Annotated in this window: 20 protein-coding genes and 1 pseudogene; 9 read left to right on the forward strand and 12 right to left on the reverse strand. The window is 39.7% G+C overall.

Annotated features, from left to right (window positions below; genetic code table 11):
- Nucleotides 1-5: 5 nt before the first annotated feature.
- Nucleotides 6-1721 carry a hypothetical protein gene (locus B2O97_RS09300; RefSeq protein WP_286767302.1) on the forward strand — a complete coding sequence of 572 codons (1716 nt, stop codon included), beginning with the start codon at nucleotides 6-8 and terminating at the stop codon, nucleotides 1719-1721.
- 45 nt (nucleotides 1722-1766) lie between these two features.
- Here the strand turns inward: B2O97_RS09300 and B2O97_RS09305 are convergent, their stop codons facing one another.
- Together B2O97_RS09305 and B2O97_RS09310 are read right to left on the reverse strand one after the other, a co-directional pair.
- Nucleotides 1767-2498 carry a DUF3667 domain-containing protein gene (locus B2O97_RS09305; protein ID WP_053003552.1) on the reverse strand — a complete coding sequence of 244 codons (732 nt, stop codon included), beginning with the start codon at nucleotides 2496-2498 and terminating at the stop codon, nucleotides 1767-1769.
- 86 nt (nucleotides 2499-2584) lie between these two features.
- Nucleotides 2585-3391, reverse strand: a complete 807-nt coding sequence (locus B2O97_RS09310) for a DUF5694 domain-containing protein (protein WP_286767303.1) — start codon at nucleotides 3389-3391, stop codon at nucleotides 2585-2587.
- Between the two features lie 150 nt (nucleotides 3392-3541).
- Here B2O97_RS09310 and B2O97_RS09315 point away from each other — a divergent pair, with 150 nt between their 5' ends.
- Nucleotides 3542-4297 carry a response regulator transcription factor gene (locus tag B2O97_RS09315; RefSeq protein ID WP_112376400.1) on the forward strand — a complete coding sequence of 252 codons (756 nt, stop codon included), beginning with the start codon at nucleotides 3542-3544 and terminating at the stop codon, nucleotides 4295-4297.
- Between the two features lie 59 nt (nucleotides 4298-4356).
- Here the strand turns inward: B2O97_RS09315 and msrB are convergent, their stop codons facing one another.
- The 3 genes and pseudogenes from msrB to dxs all read right to left on the reverse strand — a co-directional run bounded on the left by msrB (nucleotide 4357) and on the right by dxs (nucleotide 7671).
- Nucleotides 4357-4776, reverse strand: coding sequence for a peptide-methionine (R)-S-oxide reductase MsrB (gene msrB / locus B2O97_RS25130; RefSeq protein ID WP_349675893.1), 420 nt, complete (start codon nucleotides 4774-4776; stop codon nucleotides 4357-4359).
- A gap of 108 nt (nucleotides 4777-4884) precedes the next feature.
- Nucleotides 4885-5460 (reverse strand): annotated as a pseudogene (gene msrA / locus B2O97_RS25135) (peptide-methionine (S)-S-oxide reductase MsrA); the annotation flags it as partial.
- Between the two features lie 294 nt (nucleotides 5461-5754).
- Nucleotides 5755-7671 (reverse strand): 1-deoxy-D-xylulose-5-phosphate synthase, encoded by a 1917-nt coding sequence (gene dxs / locus B2O97_RS09325; RefSeq protein ID WP_312440746.1) that lies wholly within the window; start codon nucleotides 7669-7671, stop codon nucleotides 5755-5757.
- A gap of 108 nt (nucleotides 7672-7779) precedes the next feature.
- Between dxs and B2O97_RS09330 the strand changes: the two genes are divergently transcribed.
- Entirely contained in the window at nucleotides 7780-9195 is a 1416-nt protein-coding gene (locus tag B2O97_RS09330; protein WP_286767304.1) for a PLP-dependent aminotransferase family protein, read from the forward strand.
- Between the two features lie 85 nt (nucleotides 9196-9280).
- Entirely contained in the window at nucleotides 9281-9604 is a 324-nt protein-coding gene (locus B2O97_RS09335; protein ID WP_286767305.1) for a hypothetical protein, read from the forward strand.
- A gap of 595 nt (nucleotides 9605-10199) precedes the next feature.
- On the opposite strand, the gene B2O97_RS09340 is transcribed toward B2O97_RS09335, so the two are convergent.
- A complete protein-coding gene (locus B2O97_RS09340; protein ID WP_070561060.1) occupies nucleotides 10200-10601 on the reverse strand; it encodes a helix-turn-helix domain-containing protein in 402 nt (133 codons plus the stop codon).
- 925 nt (nucleotides 10602-11526) lie between these two features.
- On the opposite strand from B2O97_RS09340, the gene B2O97_RS09345 reads away from it, so the two are divergent.
- From B2O97_RS09345 to B2O97_RS09355, 3 genes are all read left to right on the forward strand, one after another.
- Nucleotides 11527-11868: a M60 family peptidase N-terminal accessory domain-containing protein gene (locus B2O97_RS09345; protein ID WP_286767306.1), complete on the forward strand. Its 342-nt coding sequence runs from the start codon at nucleotides 11527-11529 to the stop codon at nucleotides 11866-11868.
- 33 nt (nucleotides 11869-11901) lie between these two features.
- Nucleotides 11902-12867, forward strand: coding sequence for a M60 family metallopeptidase (locus B2O97_RS09350; RefSeq protein ID WP_286767307.1), 966 nt, complete (start codon nucleotides 11902-11904; stop codon nucleotides 12865-12867).
- Nucleotides 12868-13029: 162 nt separating this feature from the next.
- On the forward strand, nucleotides 13030-13359 hold the full coding sequence (locus B2O97_RS09355) for a YegP family protein (RefSeq protein ID WP_112376407.1): 330 nt from the start codon (nucleotides 13030-13032) through the stop codon (nucleotides 13357-13359).
- Nucleotides 13360-13460: 101 nt separating this feature from the next.
- Here the strand turns inward: B2O97_RS09355 and B2O97_RS09360 are convergent, their stop codons facing one another.
- The 3 genes from B2O97_RS09360 to B2O97_RS09370 all read right to left on the reverse strand — a co-directional run bounded on the left by B2O97_RS09360 (nucleotide 13461) and on the right by B2O97_RS09370 (nucleotide 18260).
- Complete coding sequence (locus B2O97_RS09360) at nucleotides 13461-15581, reverse strand: ATP-binding protein (protein ID WP_286767308.1); 2121 nt, start codon at nucleotides 15579-15581, stop codon at nucleotides 13461-13463.
- A 128-nt stretch (nucleotides 15582-15709) separates the two neighbouring features.
- Nucleotides 15710-17023 carry a sensor histidine kinase gene (locus B2O97_RS09365; protein WP_172462516.1) on the reverse strand — a complete coding sequence of 438 codons (1314 nt, stop codon included), beginning with the start codon at nucleotides 17021-17023 and terminating at the stop codon, nucleotides 15710-15712.
- A gap of 142 nt (nucleotides 17024-17165) precedes the next feature.
- Nucleotides 17166-18260, reverse strand: a complete 1095-nt coding sequence (locus tag B2O97_RS09370; protein ID WP_112376411.1) for a PAS domain-containing sensor histidine kinase — start codon at nucleotides 18258-18260, stop codon at nucleotides 17166-17168.
- A 219-nt stretch (nucleotides 18261-18479) separates the two neighbouring features.
- Between B2O97_RS09370 and B2O97_RS09375 the strand changes: the two genes are divergently transcribed.
- Nucleotides 18480-18935 (forward strand): GNAT family N-acetyltransferase, encoded by a 456-nt coding sequence (locus B2O97_RS09375; protein ID WP_112376412.1) that lies wholly within the window; start codon nucleotides 18480-18482, stop codon nucleotides 18933-18935.
- A 266-nt stretch (nucleotides 18936-19201) separates the two neighbouring features.
- Here the strand turns inward: B2O97_RS09375 and B2O97_RS09380 are convergent, their stop codons facing one another.
- Nucleotides 19202-19528, reverse strand: coding sequence for a hypothetical protein (locus tag B2O97_RS09380; RefSeq protein ID WP_112376413.1), 327 nt, complete (start codon nucleotides 19526-19528; stop codon nucleotides 19202-19204).
- Nucleotides 19529-19720: 192 nt separating this feature from the next.
- On the reverse strand, nucleotides 19721-21280 hold the full coding sequence (locus B2O97_RS09385; protein WP_286767309.1) for a discoidin domain-containing protein: 1560 nt from the start codon (nucleotides 21278-21280) through the stop codon (nucleotides 19721-19723).
- Nucleotides 21281-21610: 330 nt separating this feature from the next.
- On the opposite strand from B2O97_RS09385, the gene B2O97_RS09390 reads away from it, so the two are divergent.
- The gene (locus B2O97_RS09390; RefSeq protein WP_201639174.1) at nucleotides 21611-22114 is read left to right on the forward strand and encodes an SRPBCC family protein; all 504 of its coding nucleotides are present in this window, start codon (nucleotides 21611-21613) and stop codon (nucleotides 22112-22114) included.
- 9 nt (nucleotides 22115-22123) lie between these two features.
- On the opposite strand, the gene B2O97_RS09395 is transcribed toward B2O97_RS09390, so the two are convergent.
- Nucleotides 22124-23236, reverse strand: a complete 1113-nt coding sequence (locus B2O97_RS09395; RefSeq protein ID WP_070569071.1) for an acyltransferase family protein — start codon at nucleotides 23234-23236, stop codon at nucleotides 22124-22126.
- Nucleotides 23237-24287: the final 1051 nt, after the last annotated feature.

Raw genomic sequence — 24287 nt, forward strand, 5'->3', positions numbered from 1 at the left:
ATCTTATGAAACGGTTCCTGATATTATTTTCTTTTATGCTTTTTGGCAGAAGTTATGCGCAAATGCCTACACCTTTTGAACGGGGCAATGGTAATCAATCCACAACATTTGAAGAAATGCGGGCCTACTATCAGGAATTGGCGGAGAAATATACAACAATTCACTATGAAACACGGGGAGAAGACGATAACAATAAACCAATAGATGTGGTCGTATTTAATCCGTTTGGAAAGACACTGGAAGTCGCTAGGAAAGGGAAGTGTATTTTATTGGTCAACAACGGTATTCATCCCGGAGAACCCGATGGTATTGATGCCACTATGATGCTCATGCGGGATTTGGCGACAGGAAAGGTAAAGGCACCTCAAAATGTTATCGTTGTTGCGCTCGCGAGTTACAATGTCAGTGGGATGTTAAATCGTGGGAGCTTTTCCCGAGCTAACCAAAATGGCCCTGAAGAGTATGGCTTTCGTGGAAATGCAAGGCATTATGACTTAAATAGGGATTTTATTAAGACAGACACTAAAAACTCGCGCAGTTTTCAGCAGATTTTCCACTGGGTCAAGCCGGATGTTTTTATCGATAATCATGTGAGCAATGGGGCCGATTATCAGTACACTTTTACTTATATCTCAACAAACAAAGAACGTCTGGGAAACCTTTTAGGTAATTATTTTAATAACAACATGCAAAAAACCTTACTGAAAGATCTCCAGGAGAAAGGGTTTATGTCTGTTCCATATGTTAACATCCACAACGATGTACCTGATGGTGGTTTTCCAACTTTTATGGATTCGCCAAGATATGCAACAGGTTACACCAGTCTATTTAATGTCATCGGAACCGTGGTGGAAACACATATGTTGAAACCTTATCAAGAACGTGTCAAAGCGACTTATGATTATATGCGTTGTAATCTGGATTTTATGGAACAGCATTATAAGGAGATTAAACAAAAAAGAACTGAAAACCTCAAGCAATATCAAATAGGGGATAAATATGCCATAGCATGGAAGCTTGATTCATCGAAATATGAACCACTGGACTTTAAGGGCTTCGAGGCAAAATATAAGCCGAGCGATGTCTCCTCGAAAGATAGATTGTGGTATGATAGAAACGCTAAGTTTTCAAAACAAGTTAAGTTATATAATACCTATGTTCCGACAAAAGAAGTAACTATTCCATCGTATTATGTCATTCCGCAGTCTGAATGGGAGATTGTTAACTTGCTAACACTCAATCAGATCAAAATGATTCCGCTAAAACAAGATATGGTAATAGCGGTGGAACAGTATCGAATTAAGGATTTCAAGACAACTTCAAGTCCTTATGAAGGGCATTATTTACATTTTGATACCAGCCTCCTCCGGGAATCCAATAAGGTAAACTTGCGTGCTGGTGATTATTTAGTCCCCTTGAATCAGGACGGTGTAAAGTTCTTGCTGGAAACTTTAGAACCTGAAGCAATAGACTCTTATTTTAATTGGAATTTCTTTGATGCGATCTTAGGACAGAAAGAATATTATTCAGCATATGTTTTTGAAGATACAGCAGCCAAACTTCTAAAAGAGAATAAAGATTTAAGAGCTGCCTTTGAACGCGAGAAGATGAACAACCCTAAACTTGCTGCGAGTAGTAGTGCGCAGCTGGATTGGATATACAAACATTCACCTTACTATGAAGAGTCACATCTTCTTTATCCTATTTATCGCATCAATTGATCACGGTGATTTTTGATACACAAGGCTGCGTTCGTTACAATATGGCTATCTTATAAGTATATCCAGGGTAATACCAATGAACATTATGACGATCAAATAGGAGATAAAGCCTATTATTAAAGCGGCAAATGCTTTGAAATAGCTGATCTTTTTAGTCTTATCAAAAAACTGTCCCATGGCCCAGGAGTAATATGCAAAGGTCACCAATGTTGCGTATAAGATAAAACGCTGGTGGGTTATACCATCAATTATTGCAAAAAAAGCATAAATTAACATCGCCATCCCCATAATAAAACATAATAAGATGATGATTTCAAAAAGATTATAGCCGTATTTTTTAAAGAATAATTTAGTCCAAAGGGCGATAAAGAATCCCATGATAATGTTAGCATAACCATAATGATCTTGTAGCCATCGGAAGATGTGGGTCGTGATGATGAGTTTACTTTCAATACCATGGCTGTCGATTGACTGCATATACTGTTCTTCAGTATGGAAAAAGTGGGCAATAATCGAGTACACTAAAGAGGTTACAATAACAAAAATAATAGGTTTGACCAGCCGGCTACGATTCTCAGAAATGTAGTTTTGCACATTCTTCCCCGGCGCTGTTACCAATCCGCTAATGGTATAGAGAATACCGCGTTCAAAGTGAAGCACATGTTCTATTTCATGGGTGATATAATGCGCATCTATTCTTTTCAGCGTTGCAGGTTGGCCACAATCGGGACAAAATTTTGACGTAATGTCTGTACCGCAGTTTTTGCAAGTTATCATGTTGAAGTTTTTCTTTAGGTAATTAAGGTTAGGTACTCTATATCATTTTTAAAGCCTATAAAGGCAAACTTTCTTTACGGACCATTTTATTGGAGGTATTCAGCAACTTCCACAAGCTTGTATTTGGGGCTCCGTTGCAAAAACTCACCAAGAAAAGCTGCGTGAGTAGCACCGGTGATCAGCAAAATACGATCTTGCGCCGTGACAGGGATCTGATTTAAATTGGAGAGTATCCGTAGATTTCTTCCGTAAAATTTAGTGGCTTCGTCTGCTCCTTCAAAATTACCTTTTGTACTACTGTAGGTTAAGATATCAGCGTTTACATTGATAAATTTTTGCAGGGTCTCTTTATGATTAAATACCTTTAATTTATCTAAAATGGAGAGTTGGTCAATATGGGTGAATTCCTTCATGATTTTTCCCATGTAGTTTTTATACGTTACAGTATCCACCTGGTTATCCAGTTCATTGGCAATGTTGTAATTATATGCTGCAGTTTGTTGTTCATCAATTCCATAAATTGTTTTTACCCCTGCAAGTTTGCCAACTTCATAAGCGATTAACGCTATTTCACCACCAAACTTAGCTTTATGGCTTTTGTCGTCGATAAAAGATCTGTAGTCACTGTTCAATTCTTTGTTTTTTTCAGGAATGACTTCTACGCAAATGATGGTTGGTTTAAAATCAGCCAACAGTTTGGCTACATGATAAGTTTCTCTTCTGTTTTTTTGATCTTTTTCATCAAATTCTACTTTATGGGCATCAGGGGTATAGCTCATGTGAAATGTCCCAAAATTTAAAACTTCGATTTTCTGCTGTGCGTAGCTGTTCCCAAAAAATAAGACCCCAAGGGCGATTCCAATATTTCGAATCTGTATAGTTTTAATAAGCATCTGTGTAAGAAATGGTTTTATGTTTTTTCCGGCTTTTCGTTCAGTTAGCTGTATTTTTCTAGCTGTTTTGTCCAAAAGTATTACAGTTTGTCCAAATAAAAGCTACACTTGAGTGTAGTTTTATTTAACTTCGAAACTTAGAATTTCGTTATGGATTTTAACGCGCTATTTTCACAAAAAAATACTGTTGATCGTCTTTCAGAAAAGGACATCCTGCAGACGCATGGCTATATTGAGCTTGTCAAAGCTTTCTCACGAATTACTTACCAAAGTATCTATCTAATCGATTATCAGGCCAAAAGCTTTGAGTTTGTTTCAGACAACCCGCTGTTTCTCGCTGGTTTAACAGCCACAGAGGTGATGGAAATGGGCTATGGTTTTTATCAAAAATATGTTCCGTCCGATGATTTCCGGATGCTCATTACGATTAACGAAGCGGGGTTCAGTTTTTACGAAAAAATACCCATCGAGGAACGGAAGCTTTACGTTATATCGTATGATTTTCAGATACAAAATGCGCATAACAAATTTATTTTGATTAATCATAAACTGACGCCGGTTTTTTTGACAGAAGAGGGGAAAATATGGAAGGCAATTTGTATCGTATCTTTATCCACCAATGTGTCTTCGGGCAACGTGACGATCGAAAAGTTGCACTCCAACTTAGTTTGGGAGTTGGATCTGTTGACTGGGAAATGGAACTCCCAAAAAAAGATTAACCTTACTGAACGTGAAATAGAAATTTTACGCTTTTATCATCGCGGTCTGACCATTCATGAAACTTCCGAAAAAATTTTCGTTTCCATTGACACGGTGAAATTTCATCGGCGAAAATTATTTGAAAAACTGGGGGTAAGTAACATGAATGAAGCATTGGTTTATGCATTGAATAATAGGTTATTGTAACGATGGCTTGACGGATGTTGAAATGTTCAGGGCAAGCGCCTCAACCGAGGCGCTGCAGATTATTTTTTTACCAATAAGGGTAAGTACTTCTCGTAGCCCTGTGCTTTCATCTTGTCTTTTGGAATAAATCGAAGTGAAGCACTGTTTATACAATAGCGTAGACCACCTTTATCTGCCGGTCCATCGTTAAAAACATGGCCGAGGTGTGCATCACCAGTTTTGCTACGTACTTCCGTTCTGCGCATCCCGTACGAATTGTCGGAGTGTTCTTGAATCAAGCTATCGCTAATTGGTTTGGAAAAACTTGGCCATCCACAGCCCGATTCAAATTTATCTGTTGAGACAAATAAGGGTTCTCCGGTTGTGATATCGACATAAATGCCTTCCCTAAATTCGTCATTATAGGCATTGTCAAATGCGCGCTCTGTTGCACTGTTTTGTGTAACATCGTATTGCAATGGAGTTAACTCCTTCTTCAAGGTCTCCTTGTCAGCTTTTTTATACCTGTTTTCAATGTTCACTTTGGCTTTTTCGGGGTTGGCATTTCGTGCAAGTTCAAATAAATCAGGGCTTATATGGCAATAACCACCGGGGTTTTTGTCCAGGTATTTTTGATGATAAGCTTCAGCATTATAGTAATTCTGTAAAGGTTCTATTTCCACCACTATTTTGCTCTTGTATTGACTTGCTAAAGCAGCTATTTGCTCTTTGATAACAGCAGCATCGTCGGCATTGGTATAATAGATGCCTGTACGGTATTGCGTACCGATATCGTTGCCTTGTTTATTCAGTGAAGTTGGGTCAATTGTTTTGAAGAAAAGGTCTACGAGCAGCTTTAGATCGACAAGCGCTGGGTCGAAGTTTACCTTTACGGTTTCGGCAAACCCGGACGTTCCTGTCGAAACTTGTGCATAAGAAGGGTGCTGAAGGTTTCCATTGGCATAGCCAACTTCCGTTGCGGTGACCCCGCGCACTTGTTTAAAGAAGTGCTCAGTTCCCCAGAAGCATCCTCCTGCAAAATAGACAACATGATCTTTTTGATTTGTAGTATTCATAGTATTTTGTGTTGACGGTTTTAAGTCTTTCCCTTTTTGTGAAAAGCAAACCTTGCTGATCAGAAATAAGCCGGTCGCTATAGCAAGGAGGACGAATAAGTGTTTCATGGTATGGATTGCTACATGAAAGAAACAACATTGTTTCTTTCATGTAGGCTACAAACACCGTACCTTTCTGGATGTTTAACTTAGAAGATATAAACAGTTTTGACTCTAATAGATTCTTTTTACAATTGGAAGACGAAATAAGTCTATGAAAGGTATGTCCTGACAAAAAGACCTTTTAGCTAAACTTCGCCAGCTGTATCTCTGACAGGAGAGTTCCTATATAGGTGATGTCCTACGAACTGCGCACGCGATCGTTTAATCCATATTGTTTTAAGTACTGTTCTTGTGACAAAGTTAACTGTCAGGGAAAGACTCGTTCGGCTTAAGGCTACAGCATGACTCTGTCGGTTTGATCAGGCCTATGTGTAGCTGTCTCACTGTGGCTATAATAGCCTGTTTGTCGTAGTAATAAAGTTGGTGAAGCTGTTGCTGTGTACCCTGTACTGCGAACGAGTCGGGCAAACCAAGACGTTTTAACGTAGCCGAGTAACCATGTTCCACCATAAATTCAAGCACTGCGGTGCCCACTCCACCTGCGATACATCCATCTTCGATGGTGATGATAGACGAATATGATTGGAATACCTCATGTAATAACGCTTCGTCGAGCGGTTTAAAAAACCGGAGATCATAGTGCCCGACGTGGATGTCCTCCTGGAGCAGCTCGCAGCAGGCGTCCTGTGCATATTGACCAACGGGTCCAAGAGAGAGTAGGGCAATGTCTTTACCTGAACAAAGTCTTCTTCCTTTTCCCATTTCAAGTCTTTTATATTTGTCGGATTGCTTCTCTTGGTTACCTCGACCTTTTGGGTAGCGGATTGCAAACGGTCCGTCGAGAGCGATGTCCTGAGCCGTGAACAACAAATTTTTAAAGTCTGTAAGCGTCATGGGGGAAGCGCCCGTAATGTTGGGTATGCATCGGAGAAAAGCAATGTCGAATGCCCCCTGATGAGTGGGGCCGTCGGGACCGACAACACCGGCCCTGTCGATACAGAATACGACTGGCAATTTCTGCAAAGCGACGTCGTGGATAAGCTGATCATAGGCGCGTTGTAAGAATGTCGAATAGATAAAGCAGAAAGGAAGTAGTCCATCGGCAGCAAGGCCAGCAGAAAAAGTAACGGCATGCTGTTCGCAGATACCAACATCAAAAACACGGTTGGGCATCTGCTGTTTCATTGCGGTTAGCCTGCTGCCGGAAAGCATCGCTGGGCTAATAGCCATAATACGACTATTCCTTCGGGCCAGCTGTGTCAGCGTTTCGCCCAGCACCTGCTGAAAAGTCTCGTTGTGGAGTTGCGGTAGCTGGTGTTCTAACCGTTCACCTGTCAGTTTGTCGAATTTCCCCGTGGCATGCCATTCTGCCTTATTTAACATGGCCGGCGCAAAACCTTTTCCTTTTTGCGTCACACAATGTACTATTTTGGGCCCGGGTATATGCTTCAACTGCTCGAGTATTTTGATAAGCTTATGGAGATTATGCCCATCCACTGGTCCAAAATAACGTATACCTAAGGCCTCAAAAATATTGCTTGAAGCAAGTAGTCCCGTTTTTATCAGTTTCTCTATTTTTCTAATCGCAGCAATTGACCATTGTGCCCGATCCTTATTACGCGACAGCAGCTTTTTGATCTGTGATTTGAACTGATTATAGGCTTGCCCCGAGGTCAGGTCGGTCAGATAATTTTGTAGCGCTCCCGTACCGGCATCAATAGACATATTGTTGTCATTTAATATAATCAGTAGGTCGGGCTGTTCGAAACCAATATTATTTAAAGCTTCGAATGCTAGACCGGCAGTCATGGCGCCGTCACCGATAACAGCGATGTGTTGACGGTTATGATCACCCTTATACCTGGCCGCGCAGGCCATACCCAGAATTGCTGATAAGGATGTGGATGAATGACCAGTACCAAAGGCGTCAAAGTTATTTTCTTCCATAACAGGAAATCCGCTGATGCCATGTAGAAGCCTGTTCGAATGGAAGCGAGCCGCTCTACCCGTGATTAATTTATGGACATAAGCTTGATGACCAACGTCCCATATCAATTTATCCTCAGGGGTGTTAAACACATAATGTATTGCTATGGTAAGTTCTACAACACCAAGGCTTGAACTAAAATGACCGCCATGTGTAGCAATATGGTCAATGATGAGGTTCCTTAATTCCTGACTTATCCCGGGTATACCTCCTGTGGGAGAGCTCGTAATTCACTGGGGCTGTTGATTTGATAATTACCTGTCATTTCTTTTTTAGACAAATTTAGATTGATTAGATTTGCGATACAGGTACAGTATAGTTAAAAGTGATCAATACAGATGAAGAACTATAAATTTGAAATCTTTACACAGGCAATCGAGAAAAATATAAAATCAGGGGTCTATAAACCCGGACAAAAGCTTCCTTCAGTACGTGATTTTAAAGATTATTATGGTTTAAGTATGAGTACTGTTCAAGCTGGATACGAATATCTTATGATTCGTGGTCTAGTGGAAAGCGTTCCGAAATCTGGCTACTATGTCAGTACGAAAAATGAAATGCTGGCAGAACCAGGAGGGCATGGTCGTCCACCAATAGTAAGGGATGCTGTCTTTGAACAAAGGCTGGGCCTGACAACAGCGTCACCTTTGGGGCGGGGTTTTTCGGAATTTAATGTTGCGGCTCCAGGGGATCTCCTTGTTCCGCAAAAACTTTTACTTCGGACGATGCAACAGGTCATTCGGGAACTAGGGGCGGGATTGCTACGCTATTATCCGTCTAATGGCTCTGTACAATTGAAGGACAACATTGTCAGCCGTGCGGCCTCTCATCAGACCTTGCTGCATGCAGATGAACTGCTGATCACAGATGGCGCCTTACAGGCCTTGTATATCGCCTTGGCAGCCGTATGCGAAGCCGGAGATATTGTTGCTGTGGAAAGTCCATGTGTATTTTCTGTATTGGAGGTCATTCGGGTGCTCAAACTGCGTGTCATTGAAGTTCCTGTTCTGACTAAAGAAGGCTTCGATATTGATTTTTTTAGAAGAGCATGTCAAAGAAGTGCTGTAAAAGCCGTCGTGCTAACACCGAATTTTCATAATCCAACAGGTATTTTGCTTGCAGATGAACAGAAAATTACTTTATTGGCGATTGCTCATCAATATCATGTTGCTGTTATCGAGAACGATATATATGGCGACCTAAACTTTCACGGGAGTAGACCATCAACTTTAAAACAATTTGATGAAAGCGGATTGGTGATGACTTATTCATCTTATTCAAAAACCCTGGCACCTGGAATTCGACTGGGCTGGTTAAGCACAGGGCTATTTCTGAAAGATGCCGAACAGATCAAGTTTGCGTTGGGCAGTACAGTTTCCCCTTTGAATCAGGAGACTGTAAGCCGTTTAATCGGCAGCAGTAGTTACGATCGGCATATTCGTTCACTGAAGATGCAACTGGCAAAAAATGCCTATCTAGCCACCAACCTAATCGCTTCCAGTTTTCCCGAACAAACCAAAGTGATTGCCCCGGCAGGTGGATATAATCTTTGGGTTAAAATGCCCGAAAGTACAGATATGTCGGATTTTTATGCGCAGTGTGAAAAAATTGGTGCGAGATTCACACCGGGTTATACGTTCTCTTTTGCAAATACTTTTGGACATTATTTTAGGTTGGTCATCGCGGATAAATTTTCTGATAAACGAATTGAAGCGATCCAGCATATAGGTCGGTATTTATGTGGGAACCTGTAGCTGTACTGATGCTAAATGAATAATGTGTATCGAATAATAGCAAGTGATAGCATGTACATTTGTTTGTTTAATAGGAGATGCATATATGAATATAGTTACAAAATTTACGGTGGCAACAGAGCAGGGAATTGAAGCGTTGTCGATGATAACCAAAACACTGGCGCTAGAAAAATTCGCCAGCTTAGTGGAGCCAGCTGAACTGGAACATTACATCGCTGACAATTTTAATTCCAGAACACTTGTCAACGAAATAAACAGCATGTCAAACCAATGGCTGGTGGTGTATGCCGACGATCAACCAATGGGTTATGCAAGAATAACCTCGAAAGGGCAGAAGCCGGATGCCCTGGCAGGTACACGTGCGATTCGAATCGCGGACTTTGGTGTCCGCCAACATGCAGCTCGGTAGCAAATGGAGACATCTTTAATGGACAAATGTCTTGCCGTCTGCAATCCGTATGACGTGATATGGGTCAATGAACTCATAATAAGTTCGTCGATAGGATTTTTTGAGCAGAATGGATTTATAAAACAGCCAGGGATTAGCAGATTCGAGGGATTGGCCTTGTAATCAGCAATATATCTTAAGGCGACCTCATAGTTCAAAAGAACTTTATCGTGAAGTTTAAACAAAGCATAATAATGTTTAGCAAAAAAAGTGCACAGATTAGTGCGCTTTTTTTTGTTTAATGATAGATATTTTAGTTTTATAATGTGTATTTTTAGTTTTTAAAAAGAAGGTGTTTGTCAAACTTTAACAATATCTTTAAACTAAAAAATATCATTTATCATCCCTTTTCATAATTGTTTAATGAAGAAAATAGTTATAACGCTTCTATAAGAACAACGAATGCATTTGAAGGATGCTTTGATTTTTCGGAAGTATCGAAAAAATCAGCATTAAATACTGGTAAATATAGGAATATCGCCCAAATTTCATAAAAAGCTTACCCTATGCTATTCAATTTTTAGCTATCGATCGGGAGATAGCTTCGAGTTATTTTTTAAATATAATCCAGCGCATTTAATGCCCTAAATTTTCGGGGACTCAGACCAGTATGCTTTTTTATAAACCGTGTTAATGATGCTGAAGAACTAAAACCATAATACGAAGTCAACTCTTTAATCGGAATTTCAGTGGTAGCAAGTTTTTTGGCAATCTCACTTGCGACAATTTCCTTGACGATCGTGCTGGGTGAAGTTTCACTGCTTGAAAGTGTCAATCGATGTAAGGCCATTCTTGAAACGTTGAGCTTTTTCAAGTAGAATTGGAGATCCCAGTGATTCTGAGGATACTGGTGAATGAGTTTTTTAAATTCTACTATAATGGGGTGTTCCGCTAGCGGTGCTGAATTTTGATCCAATTGATTTAATGTTTCTTTTTGTTCCTTTATGTTATTTTTCATGTTTTAAGATAATCGCTTGTTATTGATTCACTATAGTGTTCTGAGGCTATAGTTTAGGTTAAATATTTCATCAAACTTTTTTGAATACAAGCAAAATTAGGGTATTAATTTCATAGTGTACTTTTCGAAATTAACGATTCGCTTTTTAAAATTATAATTTTTTATAATTGATTCTGGTAAACTGAAGCGAAGCAGATTATCCTTTGAAAAATAGACGGATAAATTAAAACTTGGCTCCGAGAAGAGAGAAATCGTTTTTTTGTTCTATTTTCTGATTTCATTTTTCTCTTGTTTTATTTTGTATTATTCTTTGTAAAATAGGTTTTTACGTATGTTATCTTTATTAAAAATAAAACTATGAAATACATTGATTATAACCTTTGGTTATACTGCTTTTTTTTAGGTTTTTTAGGACTCACGTCTAATTAATCCACTTCAAGTCATCTTCATCTATAATTTAATCATGGTTATTGAGATGATCATGCGCAGCTCCGCTAGTGCTGGATGATGGAGTGTTCGAGCGAATAGCGTTAGATCTGAGCGATTAGTTTGAATAACATCTAGCTTCTATCGCGGTACAGAATAAGGTTATTACTCGATTCTTGTTATTTTTTATAAAATATACTTTCTTTTCGGTTATTTGATGTTTGTCTAAGCGAAAAGGTTTTCGTTGATTGTGCAAACGTTTGATCTGAAGCTGTTGATTATTTTTCTGTACAATATATTATATCTTGCTTTAAGATTATGAACTAATACTTTACCGAAGGTGAAGAGAATTCTTTGTATGGATCATCTTGTTTCAAGTTTTGTGGAATCCTAAATCGATCAAAAAAATAAAAAACTTCGAAACAGCCGCTGAGGCTTTGTAGGATGATCGGAAGCAGTGCGGACAATTAATACAATTTATAAACTTTATTTAAAAATTATGAGAAAGACCGTGTTTTCCTTAATCACGATTTTAGTGATCGCTATGAGCATTTCCTGCCGGAAAGATGGCAGCTTAATGTACACCTTACCAAACGATACCGGCGCAGAATCCTTAGCAATAGCGGATTCGGTCCAACTATTCAACGTAAGTCCTTCGGCCGCAACGGAGGCTGATAGACTTCAGTTTCGAGCGAATCACAATGAGATGCAAATGACCGGATTTTATGTGGCGCCAAACAGTACCATAACCATAAACGTAAAAGTCAACTCGGGTACTACAGCAGCACGCTTAGCGATCGGGACGCCTTTTAGAGATAATATTCGACCAGTCCGGCAGTAGTTCAATCTCCAGGCAGGTACGCAAACTTTCACAGTGGATCAATACGGGGGATTGGTTTATGTGATTTATACAGCTGATAATTATACAACAACTGGAGAAATCGAGCTTTCTTTTGGCAATGGATTTATTCCGGTCCCTTACTTTCAAAAGGGGATAACCTCCCATGAGCAATGGGTAGATACATTGGATTCGTTGAAAAGTACCGTTCCGGATGTCGTCTTCTCGTCGGATCACACCATTATGGTAGCCAAAATTGCCGATGCCCTGTTGTACAGGGACGAAGATCAACAGCTGATTGTTAATAGATTGGATTCAATTATTGACTTTTCCAATCGAATCAGTGGCTTGAATGGTACCAGTGGAGTTCATGCGATACCTTACAATAAGCATCTGATTACAGTGAGGGATTCGAGTTCTGGAGGCTATATGGCAGCCGGTATTTCTATTTATTTTACCGATGCCTTATCTTATCGTATGTTGCAGCCAAAATATCTGTCCAATACAAATGGATGGGGAATATGGCATGAGGTCGGCCACACCTATCAACAAAAAGCTTGGACGTGGGGCAATCTGACAGAAACAACCGTGAATGTCTATTCGCTAGCCAGCGAAAGGGGATTTGGATTGCCGGTAAGTCGAGTGACAGCCAATAATTCCTGGCCTATATTGACGACTTACTTTCAAAAAAATATCGCTGATCGTAACTTTAATTTGGGGGATAATGATTTGAAAATGATTATGTTTCATCATCTCTGGTTGGGATTTGGCGACGATTTTTACATCAAACTTAGCAAAACTACGCGCGAGAACAGGCCCGCAGTTTCGACAGATGCAGAGAAAATGCGCTATTTTATGCTGTCTGCATGTCAGATTGCTCAAAAAGATCTCTCGGATTTTTTTAGAAAATGGGGGTTTAAAGTTGATGAATCTGTCTATACAGCAATAGCTGATTTAAATTTGCCAGCGCCAATGCAGGATCTAATTACTTTAAGAGATTAAACATTCTTAAATACCCTGTTGGACAGGATAGACGGATAGAAACAAGTACGTTATCGCGGAAAAAAAATTAATCGTTGTTTTACAATAAAAACATGGAAAAGTATTTTATTGTAGTATGGATTTCATTCCAATAACCACGTATTTATTTAATTAATTGAGAAAATGGGTAAATTTGAAGTAAAAACTCGGAAAAATGGCGAATTTCAGTTTAATCTAAAAGCTGGAAACGGACAGGTGATTTTAAGCAGTGAAGGTTATACAACTAAAGCAAACTGTTTAAATGGCGTTGAATCTGTTAAGAAGAATGCTCAGGACGATAACAAATTTGATCGTAAAACTGCTACCAATGGTAAGTACTATTTCAATCTCAAGGCGACCAATGGTCAAATTATTGGAAGCAGCGAGATGTATGAAAGCGCAAGTGGTATGGAAAACGGCATTGAATCTGTCAAGAAGAATGCGCCTGACGCGACGGTTGAGGAGATGGCCTAAGTCTATATTGAAATGCCGATCGGCTGCACATAAGCAGTCTGTAAATAGAAGCGCATAGGAGTTTATAACAAAGAGCCGGTTTTTTACCGGCTCTTTTGCGATTATCTTTCCGCTGGTGGGCGTGGAATGGAAAACCAGAAACTGCTGCCCAAGCCTACCGTACTGTCAACTCCTATTAGACCCGCGTGTTTTTTGATAATTTCAGCGGAGATATAGAGTCCGAGCCCGAGCCCCGAGTACGATTTGCCTTCATGGTTTGCTCTATAATATCGATCAAAAATAAAAGGCTGTACTGCCGGATCAATACCTTCACCTTGATCCTTGACGGTTATCTTGATACAATCTTGCAGCTGTTCCACAGTGATATTGATTTCTCTCGATTCTGGTGCATATTTAACGGCATTGTTGACATAATTAACAAGCACTTGTTCAAGGCGTTGCTCGTCAGCAAATATAGTTGCATCGAGATCGCCCGTAATATTAACTTGATGGTTGCCTTGGGATATGATATTGTGACAACTGGAGGCAAGAATCTTTGACTCTTTGAATGTTGTTTTTTCGAGATGAAGCTGTCCTTCACTGATTCTATGCATATTGAGCAGGTCATCAACAAGTGTAACGATTTTTTTGATATTGACAGCAGACTGATCAATAACCCTTGAAATGATCTCACTTCCAGTTTTGTCCTTAAATCGTTCCAGCAATTGAATCGTTCCCTTTAAGCCCGTGACGGGTGTCTTTAGTTCATGGCTGGCAATGCCCAGGAAGTCATCTTTTTGTGATTCGTAATTCTTTCGTTTTGTAATATCTGCCACTACGCCGATGAGGTGAGTTGCATGACCTTCTGGATCGTATTTGGGAAGACCTGATGCATTGATCCAGTGTAACGATCCATCAGGCCAACGGATGAGATATTCAGCGTGATAAGTGGTCTTGTTCTGGATAGCGTCCTGCACCTTTTGATACACCATTTCGCGGTGTTCAGGGACGATGCTTCGCATGAGGTCTTCATAGTCAAAGCGGTCGTTTTTGGTAAGACCAAAATTGATTTTACAGGTTTCGGAGCAGTCCATTTTTCCTGTTTTGATATCGCGATTGTAGGAGCCGAGTTCACCAGCTTTTAGTGCAATTTCCAACTGATAGTTGAGAGCTTCAAGATGTTCGTTTCTTTTGATGCGCTCGGTAACTTCATTGGCTATGACAATAATAGACTCCGTTTCACCTTCATCATTCTTTAACGGCTCATAAGTAAAATCAAAATAATGATCGCCCAATACCCCCATAGACTCAAGTCTTGCGTAGGCAGTATCTCCAATGTAGTTTTGGCCGGTGGTAAAGACATCGTCCAATATCCCTAAATAGGGCTGTCCCTGAAGTTCTGGAAGCGCTTGTGCAAGTGGTTTGCCGAGGACAATTTCGGTTTTGCGCCAGAGCTTGAGCATCCTATCGTTGGCAACTTCAATAACTAACTCACGGCCTGTTAAAATCGCAAAGCCTATTGGGGCCTTATCTATAAAGGATCTGAATCGACGTTCACTTTTTTTGAGATTTTTATTGAGTAGCACGGTCAAATCATAGGATTTGTTGAGCTGACTATTCGTGCGATAAAGTTCGTCATTGGCAAGCTCCATTTCGTCATTAAGTTCGAGCAGTCGTTGTTGCATGGTTGCCATGGTAATATTGACGCCCTCAAGCTCATCAATTTTATCGATGGAAGAACTTCGAAGCTCGATTTGATCCATCGCTGTGCGTGCAAGACCTGCTAATATCTGTCGATCAGCTGCGCTGAAAGCCCGCGGATGCTTGTCGATAACGCACAGTGAACCGATCATAAAACCATCATGTGTAATAAGGGGTGCACCTGCGTAAAACCGTAGCCCAAAGTCTCCAATTACAGTTGGATTGGTCAGTAGGATATCTTCTTCCAATGTATCTTCAAAGACTGTTACTTTCTTGTCCAAAATAGCCAGACTACACAAACTTTGCCCTCGATTCGTTTCCTTTGTGGTGCCCATGCCGATATTTGCTTTGAAATAGACCGATTCTGCATCCACCAATGAGAGCAATGCAATAGGGGCATTAAAGATCTGGCTGGCTAATTTTGCAATTCCATCAAAGCTGGCTTCAGCGGGGGTTCCCATTATTTTATAGCGTCTGAGGGCATTCAGTCGGTCATGTTCATTTTCAGGCATTATATCCATTCCAAACGTATTCTCTATCATAGTGACCCTGTAATTCTTTTTATAAAGATATAGTTTTAATTACAAAAGGGAGATTCAATTTTTCTCTCTTCATCGGCAATTCAATGATTCCATAAAACCACCAAAAAATTTCTAAACCTATAGTTGAATTAACAGCATTTGGGTACTTCGAACTCGGTTTGTGGTTTATGGCTGGGGCAGGATGGCAATCCGACCGTAAAAACGGATCCCTTATTAGGTGTGCTTTGGATGTTCACTACACCTTTGTTCCGCTCAATAAGATCCTTACATAAAACAAGGCCTACGCCCGATCCGGGTTCGTCTTCCGTTCCGAAAGACTTTTGCTGGATCTCATTAAAAAGTACGGCGGACTTCGAAGGGTTAATTCCTATTCCTTCATCTTGAATATGAATATGTGTATAGGTTTCATCCATGCTGGTGTAGATGTTGATATTCCCGCTCACATAGCTGAATTTAATCGCATTGCTGATCAAGTTGCGTAAAATAATGATGGTATGATCCCGATTGGCAATTATCTGTGTGTTGTTTGGTATATCAATATTGATTTTTAGCTGTTTAGATTGTGCATTCTCATTAAAAACTTCAACAATTTGTTGTATTATAGGTTTGATCAACTGGGGTGATGCTTTGGTATTGATCCCCTGCATACTGCTGCTGCCCCATTGCAATAAATCATCCAACGCCTGATTCTGCTGCGTAATTTGTTGAAAGATCTGCTGGATGTATTCCTGGGAGTTTGTACTGTCGAGCATTTGATTACGAAACATAAAGACCAGTGCTTCCAGATTGGCAAAAGGACTTTTGATGTCGTGCGCGATAATAGAAAAGATTTTTTCTTTGTCCCGATTCATGGATTCTAAGTTGCGGCGTTGCTGCTCAATTTTTTTTATATTCTTATAGATGATGTCAAGAAAGAAGTTGACTGCGACGACCATAAAAGCTAGTGCATTGATAATATTGAAAACAGACCTAGATCGAGGCACTTGCTGGCTTAACGGGAGTATATCGGGAAGTAGATATAAGAGTGAAATCAAAAAAGCTACCGTAATACAAAGGGCTATATGGATCTTTCGATTATCATACATCAACATGGAGACAATCAATGTGCACAATAAAAAGTATTCGCCACCATTTTTATAAAGTAGCGCTCCAGCGAAGAAAAACACAGCATTACTTGTCAACAGTGTTGCCTTAGCGATAGTACGCTTCTCATAATATTGAAGTAGAAGGACCGTAAGCGCACATAGTGAATTGCAGAAGTTAATCGCTGCTAAAATATAACGGTGGTCGATAAGATTGAGGATTGAAAAGAAAATTGTCGGAAATAAACATAACAATGCAATCAGATTGATCATGTATACGCGTTTGAAATCGATGTATGACATGTCCGGATGTGCACCAATATGGGAAAGTAGTTTCCAATATTTACGAAAATGATTCATAAAGACTTGTCTGATTTGCTTGCAATTTCTAAACATTCAAAATTAGCTATAAATCAGGAGTTCAACAATGATTTTTCTTGAATAGCAGGACAAGATTGGCAAAATCTGTCCTGAAAGGAAGATAAAAGGCTACGTCACGTTATTAATTTGGAAAAAACAAACGAATTTCGGTCCCTTGGTTTTCCTGACTGAAAATGGCCATCTGCGCTTTGAGCCTTTCAAGAATTTCCTGAACGATAAACAATCCGATGCCTTTTCCCTGGTACTCCGTTGAATTTGAGCCACGAAGTCTTTCCATACGGATATTTTCGAGTTCATGCTGCGGAATACCGATACCATTATCTTTTATGATATATAACACACCGTTCGTTACTTTTTCACTATAAATATGCAGCGCTGCTTTCGTATTGGCCGAAGAGTATTTAATGGCATTGTTGATCAAGTTTGTAAAGATTTGGTAAACTCCATTTTGATCACTGTTTACTGGAAAAAGGTCCCCAAAGATAAGTTCAGTATGCGGGCTACGGAATAATAATTTAGCTTCCCGGCACCAATTGGGCAATGTAAGATCTAAACGGACAGGTTGTTTCCGTAGCCTATACATTGGGGCAAGGCTCAGCTCTACCGTTTTGTCGATAATGTCAGCGATGTTTTCAAGTGATTGATCGATGACCTCATACAGTTCGAGCCGCCTATTGGTTTGCATATCCAAATGTTCTTTAAGTACACCTATACCCAATTTAGCGAGTGCCAAGGGATTTTTAGCATCATGTGATAGTGTATAGGATATCATGCGCAGGTTGGTTGCGGGATTGATAGTTATATTTTCTCGATCTAAAGGTTTCTCATCGTGTATCTTATGCGTGACATCGGTAGCTGTGTGGAGGATGGAATTTGTTCGTCCGCGCTTATCAAAGAGTGGCTTATACTCAAAATCAAAATAGCGTTTGATTTTGAAATCACCGTCAACAATCGTTGCGGGAGTTTCAACTGCCTTGTAGGTAACACCGCTTTCCCAGACGTTACGGAGTATATCGGTAAATCCTTCCTGGGTAAAAACCGGAAAAACCTCTCCAAAGAAATGTCCAACTATTTCATTCTCTGTACGCCACATTTTTAACATACGAGAATTGGCAAATGCGATATTGAGGTTCGAATTATCATAAATGGCCGTGGCAATCGGCATTTGATTTAATGCTTCAAAAAAAATCGGTAAATCCTTTTGAGGTTTTTGCATATTGGGTGTTTAATAATCATCTGCTTGCCACAGTGCGAGCGAAAAATTAATCAAAAATCAAGCCAATAGCCATAGTTTTTTATGTTTTTTAATAAAAATGAGATTAGCGGGTATGCTTGGGAATAGTGCAATAAAAACCCACTAAATTATTCCTATATTTAAGAAACTTCACAGGAGATGTAAGTTTAAAATAGACAGGGATTTGTAATCATACCAATTATGGATAAGTATTTGGAAATTAGGAAATATGATGTTCAGGATAGCAATAAACTGATTGATATTCTTCATATGAATATACCGAAGTACTTTGCACAGAGCGAGGTTGCCGATTTCAGGGAATATCTGGATCAGGAAATGGAGACGTATTTTGTTGCACTGGTTAACGGACAAATTATTGGTGGCGGCGGTGTAGGTTTTTCCGATGATCAGCGCACAGGATATTTGAGTTGGAGTTTTTTAAATCCAAAATATTATGGATTTGGTTTTGGAAAAACCTTATTGCATCATCGCATTGACTTTCTTTACGCCCATCATCAGGTTGAAAAGATCGAAGTCGGCACCTCTCAATTTACGTTTGGATTTTATAAGAAAAATGGTTTTGTACTACGGGAAATCCATAAAGATTATTGGGCTGAAGGCTTTGATTTATATGATATGGTCCATACAAGGGAATAGATAAATACCATGAAGGAATAGACACAAACCATGAATGCTAGTCAGGCAACATGTTGAAAAATAAGTTGCTACTTAGTGGTTTAATGACGCCAAGTTTTCCTTAATTTGATTCAGGTGGTGTAGGGGATGATAGCTCATCAGGTAAAACATTTCACGTATACTGAGTTTTCCGAGCAAAGGGTGGGGTAAGACCAGGCTATCGAGCTCCTCTTCATTGTACAGTGCAAATAATTGATTAATTGTGGTTATTACTTCTTCTAATTGCGTTATAAGGCTCTCTTTTGTGCAGGCAGGATTTCATCAGGCAAAAATTGACCTGGCGCCTGTAGGCTTGTTTTGAGATAATTGTTAAGTACTGTATCGTAGTCCCAAGATTTACGTTGTAGGGTGCCGAATTTTTGGACGATGAACTCTTTTGATTGCAGTATCTTTGGAAAGGGTAGAAGCGTTAAGAGGATATGTTTTAGCTGCTGACCAGCTGTCCATTTTTCATGATTACGGTATAAAAAAAGGGGATCAGGTAATGCCTGGATATAGGCAATAACCGTATGGTGGTTGTCAGAAAAAGTTTTGATCAGTTCTTGTCGATTCATCCTATTTTTTTTGGTAAGTGTTTACTTCGGTCGTTTATTCTAGCTTATTGATAAGTCAAAGCCTGCACGCCGTACTAAAAATATAAAATTATTTGCTAACCACACTTATGAAACTCACTTATTCATGGTGATCAAAACAAAAAAGGCCGGTATTGTTTGTTATACCGGCCGCCTATTCTATTGGTTTAAAAACTAATATGCACCAAAATCTGCAAGATGAGAATAGAAGAAATCACCCCAGGAACTTGTCGATTCTATTTTAAGGTATTGGGTGTTAACGGAGGCATTCAGATCGACATTGATCCAGGAACCAGCAACTTTGCTCAGCTGCGTCGTTTTGATTAATGTCCAGCTTACACTATTTGTACTTGAGTAAATATTGACATCTTTCATCGCTCCATTTAAATTGTCGCGGTTACGGAAAGCAACTCCTTTCACGGTGCGTAATGCCCCCATATTGATGGAGAAGAAGTGAGGCTGCGGAGTTTGAGTGGACGACCAGGGCGTATGCCACACTGTACTTCTATTCATATCCAATACATTGCTCGCCGGTGATCCAGGCTCGTTACTATCGCTAGCGACAATTGACCAACCTGTTGTCGGTAAAAGTTTATAGGTAACAACCTTGGATAAATCGGGTACATTGTTAACGAAGTTATAAGCGTACCCTAAGGTTGTACGGCTTCCATTGGCATGGAGAAACCCTATTCTCATTTCGTAATTCCCTGTCAGATCATAAAAATCAGCTAATGGACACTCGAATCGAAAGCTATCCTGGCCAATTATTTTTGTGGCCCATTGTACGGCATCATAATCGTTGTTTACGCCAAAAGGCTCTCTATCATGCCAGACAACAATGTCATTGACCGGTTTTGTTGTCGTAAATTTCCCGGAAATGATAATCTTGTTGTTCACAAAGCTTGATGACAAGGATGTAATTTCTGCAGAAGCGGATGCATACCAGTCACTTCTTACCACAGTGCTAAATACTTGGCTATTGTTAAATGTTGCTGCTGTGGTACTGGTCAATGAGGTTGTGGAGATTCCATAGGTTGAATTGCCTGAACCCATTAAAGCCGTACCTAAAGTTGGTGCTAATGTTTTGTTCATCCTATTGTGACTGGCATTTAATCCGTGGCCCAGTTCGTGGATCATTCCACCGATCCACACAGTTGCTTTCCATCCAATATCGCCGCCTATTCCTAAGTTTTTAGCGTCCAGATTTACATAATCTAAGGCGTAGCAGCTGGTGCCTGTACCATAGAACGGCGGGCCTCCAGGATTAGCTGGATCTGTATTATACGTTGGAATAATAATTAGATTTTGCTCGCTTTTTTTTCCTGACGGATTTTGGTTAAAATAGCTGTCCACTTCTGCCTTCACTGCTCCGCTACCCCCTGAATATGGATAAGTAGCTTTGCCGTATTTTCCGGCGATGTAATGGATATTAATCAAACTGTCATTGAGTAGATCCAATCCGAAAGATTTTCTTCCGAAGCCTTCGCGATCCATATTATTTGCAAACATATTTTGAGCATCTAAGAGGATCTTGCTAAGACGCTTTCTGAAATTGGGAATGGAGTCAACATCATTTGGAACAAAATAGATGACATTCAGCTTATAGGGATTACTGCTCCATTCATTGGTTACCGAAGTTGTTGCTGCGTTTGCCTTTAGATTTCCTACACTTTCTTCGGTGTTAACCAAGGTCTTGTTGCAGGATGCAACCCCTAGTGCGAGGGTTGCAAGCATTAAATTTAAAAGTTTTCTTATAATGGTTTATATTGTGTATCAATAAATATAAATAATGTTCTTTTATGGTGTGTAAAAAAAATAAACTTTTATCATAATTAGTTTAGTCAATCGATTGATTAATCAGCTTTGGAAATTGTTTTGTAACATTTTAATTCGTTTGGGTAGGAAATCATTAAGAATTAATAGGAAATGGACGATCTTTAACCGATGGTGTACTTGGCTTTCATCGTGGTCTTATTACATTTGATTGCATGAATAATTAAATCGTATGGAAAAAATCAAAAAACTGATATTACTGTTGGGCCAGCAGTTTTAGCTATGCAAAAAATGGAGAGAACAATTAAATTGACAGTATTTTTGCCCTATGACCAAGATCTGGTGTGGCGTGCATTGACGGAAGCAGACCTGCTTGGGGCTTGGTTTATGCCAAACGACATCGAAACCGAGACAGGACATTATTTTACGTTTAGGATGAAAGCCCAGAAGGGCTGGGATGGTATTACGCATTGCGAAATTATTTCGGCAATACCCAAGCAATATCTTGCGTATAGCTACCGGGGTGAAGCTACTGGTGAGAAAGCATTGGCCTGTGCCGGAATTCATTCGGATAAGGCAGATAAACTAACGAAAGGAATCTTCACAAAATTGGATACAGTGTTGAGCTTTTCATTAGAACCAACCTGTAGTGGGACTCTTTTTTTGAAAGTGAAACAGTCCGGTTATAAAGGCATTAAGCTGGTTTTGATCAGTTTTATCATGGAAATGGGCTGGAAAAAGCAGTTGCACAAAAAGTTACCCCATCTCTTGCAAAAGCTCAAAGCAGAGCTATAGAAACAATGATTAGTCCAATTTCTTTCTGAGCCATGTACGGACAGGTTCGTCATACCATTTCAAGCTGACATAGGCCAGTGCAATACTCGTCAGCAAAATCAATAGGGCATAAGGCAAGGCTGTCACTAGCGTCACATCCTTGTTATTGCTGATCCAGGCAACATAAAAATAGACCAAAGGATAGTGTACGAGGTATAGCGGGTAGGAGATGTCACCCAAAAACTTGCAGAGCTTATTTTCTATTCTGCTACTTGATATGTTACTTGTTCCCAAGTAAACAATCAAGGGAAATACAATGATAATGCATACAGACTCATATATCCCGTTCAACCAAAGCTGATCTGCTCCGCCTATACGAGGCATATACAACACAATGGCGATTAAAATACTGCAGTATAAAAATGCATGTCGGATACGGCTGGGATTGGTTATTCTGGATAGCAAAAGGCCCGCAAAAAAGGGATACATGGCGCGGGTGATTCCTATCCGCACTTGCTCAACATTTAACGTCCAGCCACCACTAACATCACCATTGGGACTTGTAATCGCCAAATGCGCGAGCGCCACAGCTGCGATAATGACCAAAATGCTTAAAGCTGTTTTGGATAATTTACGAATACCGATAGCATAGAGAATATTGGCAATATATTCAAAAAACAATGACCAGCCAACACTATTGAGCGGGTGCATTTCCTGCCAACCACGAATATCCAAAGAGAGGGGGACGGGGAGAATCGTATAACCGATGAGCATTACGAGAAGCATTTTCCAAATCGGGACGGTATGAATAAGTGGCCAGATGGTGGAATCGGTAAAGTAGAAGCCTATCGCGCCAAGAGTCATACCCAGTATAACCATGGGCTGAAGGCGTTCAATACGGCGTTTAAAGAAAGTGCCAATCGACATTGTACGCCAGCGATCATCATAAGCATAACCGATTACAAAGCCAGATAAAAGAAAGAAAAAGTCAACTGCCAAATAGCCATGGTTTACCAAGATATCGAGGTGACCTGTTGCCAATGGCTCGGTGAGATGAAAGGTGACAACGATAATCGCCGCCAATCCTCTTAGTCCGTCTAAAATGGGATAGTGTGGTTTTGTAGAAAGGTTTTTATTATTCATGGCTTCTGATTGTATTTCGAAGATGTCGATGGACTTGCTAATTGTTTATACATGTTATCGAATGAATGGGTGAAAATAGTGAAATAACACATTTGATTTTGATCATATTGTATCAAAATCCCGATGGTTAGTCTCATTTTGGTGTTACGCAGATTTGTTTATACGGATTCACTATTCTTGTTACTGGTCTATACAGCTAGCCAGCTTATTTTCTTGTCGATGAAGCATCGCGGGATTCAATACTCCAAATTTTTATATCTTGCTGTCCGATTCACAAAGGTTTTCTTTAATCGCTATACGCAATTAAACCACGTTGTTTATTACTACATGCAATGTCAAGGATGTCATCGATCAAGGTCCAGCACTTATTCTGCTCGTTTATGTAAATATGGGGCTAAATTGCTAAACGCCCGGGTAGACAGCAGCGTTATTAATATGGTTAGCTCGATCCCTTTTTGATGGCTGCCACACTTGGCTGACAATAAATAGCTAAGGAGGCATTAAAACTGATACATTCTAATACCAATTGGGAGGTAATAACAGTTTTCAATCATTTTTTAGACAGTGATTAGTCAGTATTTGTTCAGTTCCCACTGAGTAAGCACTGAGTAAGCACTGAACGAGCACTGAACAAGCACTGAACAAGCACTGTACTAAATTAGAATCTGATCACTCTTTGATCCTCATTTACTGCAATTAAAGATCAAACAAAAAAAAGGAAAAGGAACTACGCTTCTGTGACAAAAAAAACTGTTTCGCGGTAATAGTTTATTTAGGTATAGAGATAAAGCGAAATGATCTTTTGACATCTTTCAAAGCATCTAAAACTGGAATGTTTTAACGTTGACTACTTACATTTTTAAAACTAATCCATATACATTTAGAATTATCGGCTGTTGGATATGGAAATATCATTATAGGAGGTATTTTGAACGGAATTAAAGAATTAAAGTCATTGCGTGAAAATAAATGACATCATTAAATCGAAGTAGGATAACCTGATAAACAAATTCCACATTGATAATTATGTGGATCATACCGAAAGTTTGGG

This window comes from Sphingobacterium sp. UBA865 (assembly GCF_002295765.1).
GTDB classification, from domain to species: Bacteria; Bacteroidota; Bacteroidia; order Sphingobacteriales; family Sphingobacteriaceae; genus Sphingobacterium; species Sphingobacterium multivorum.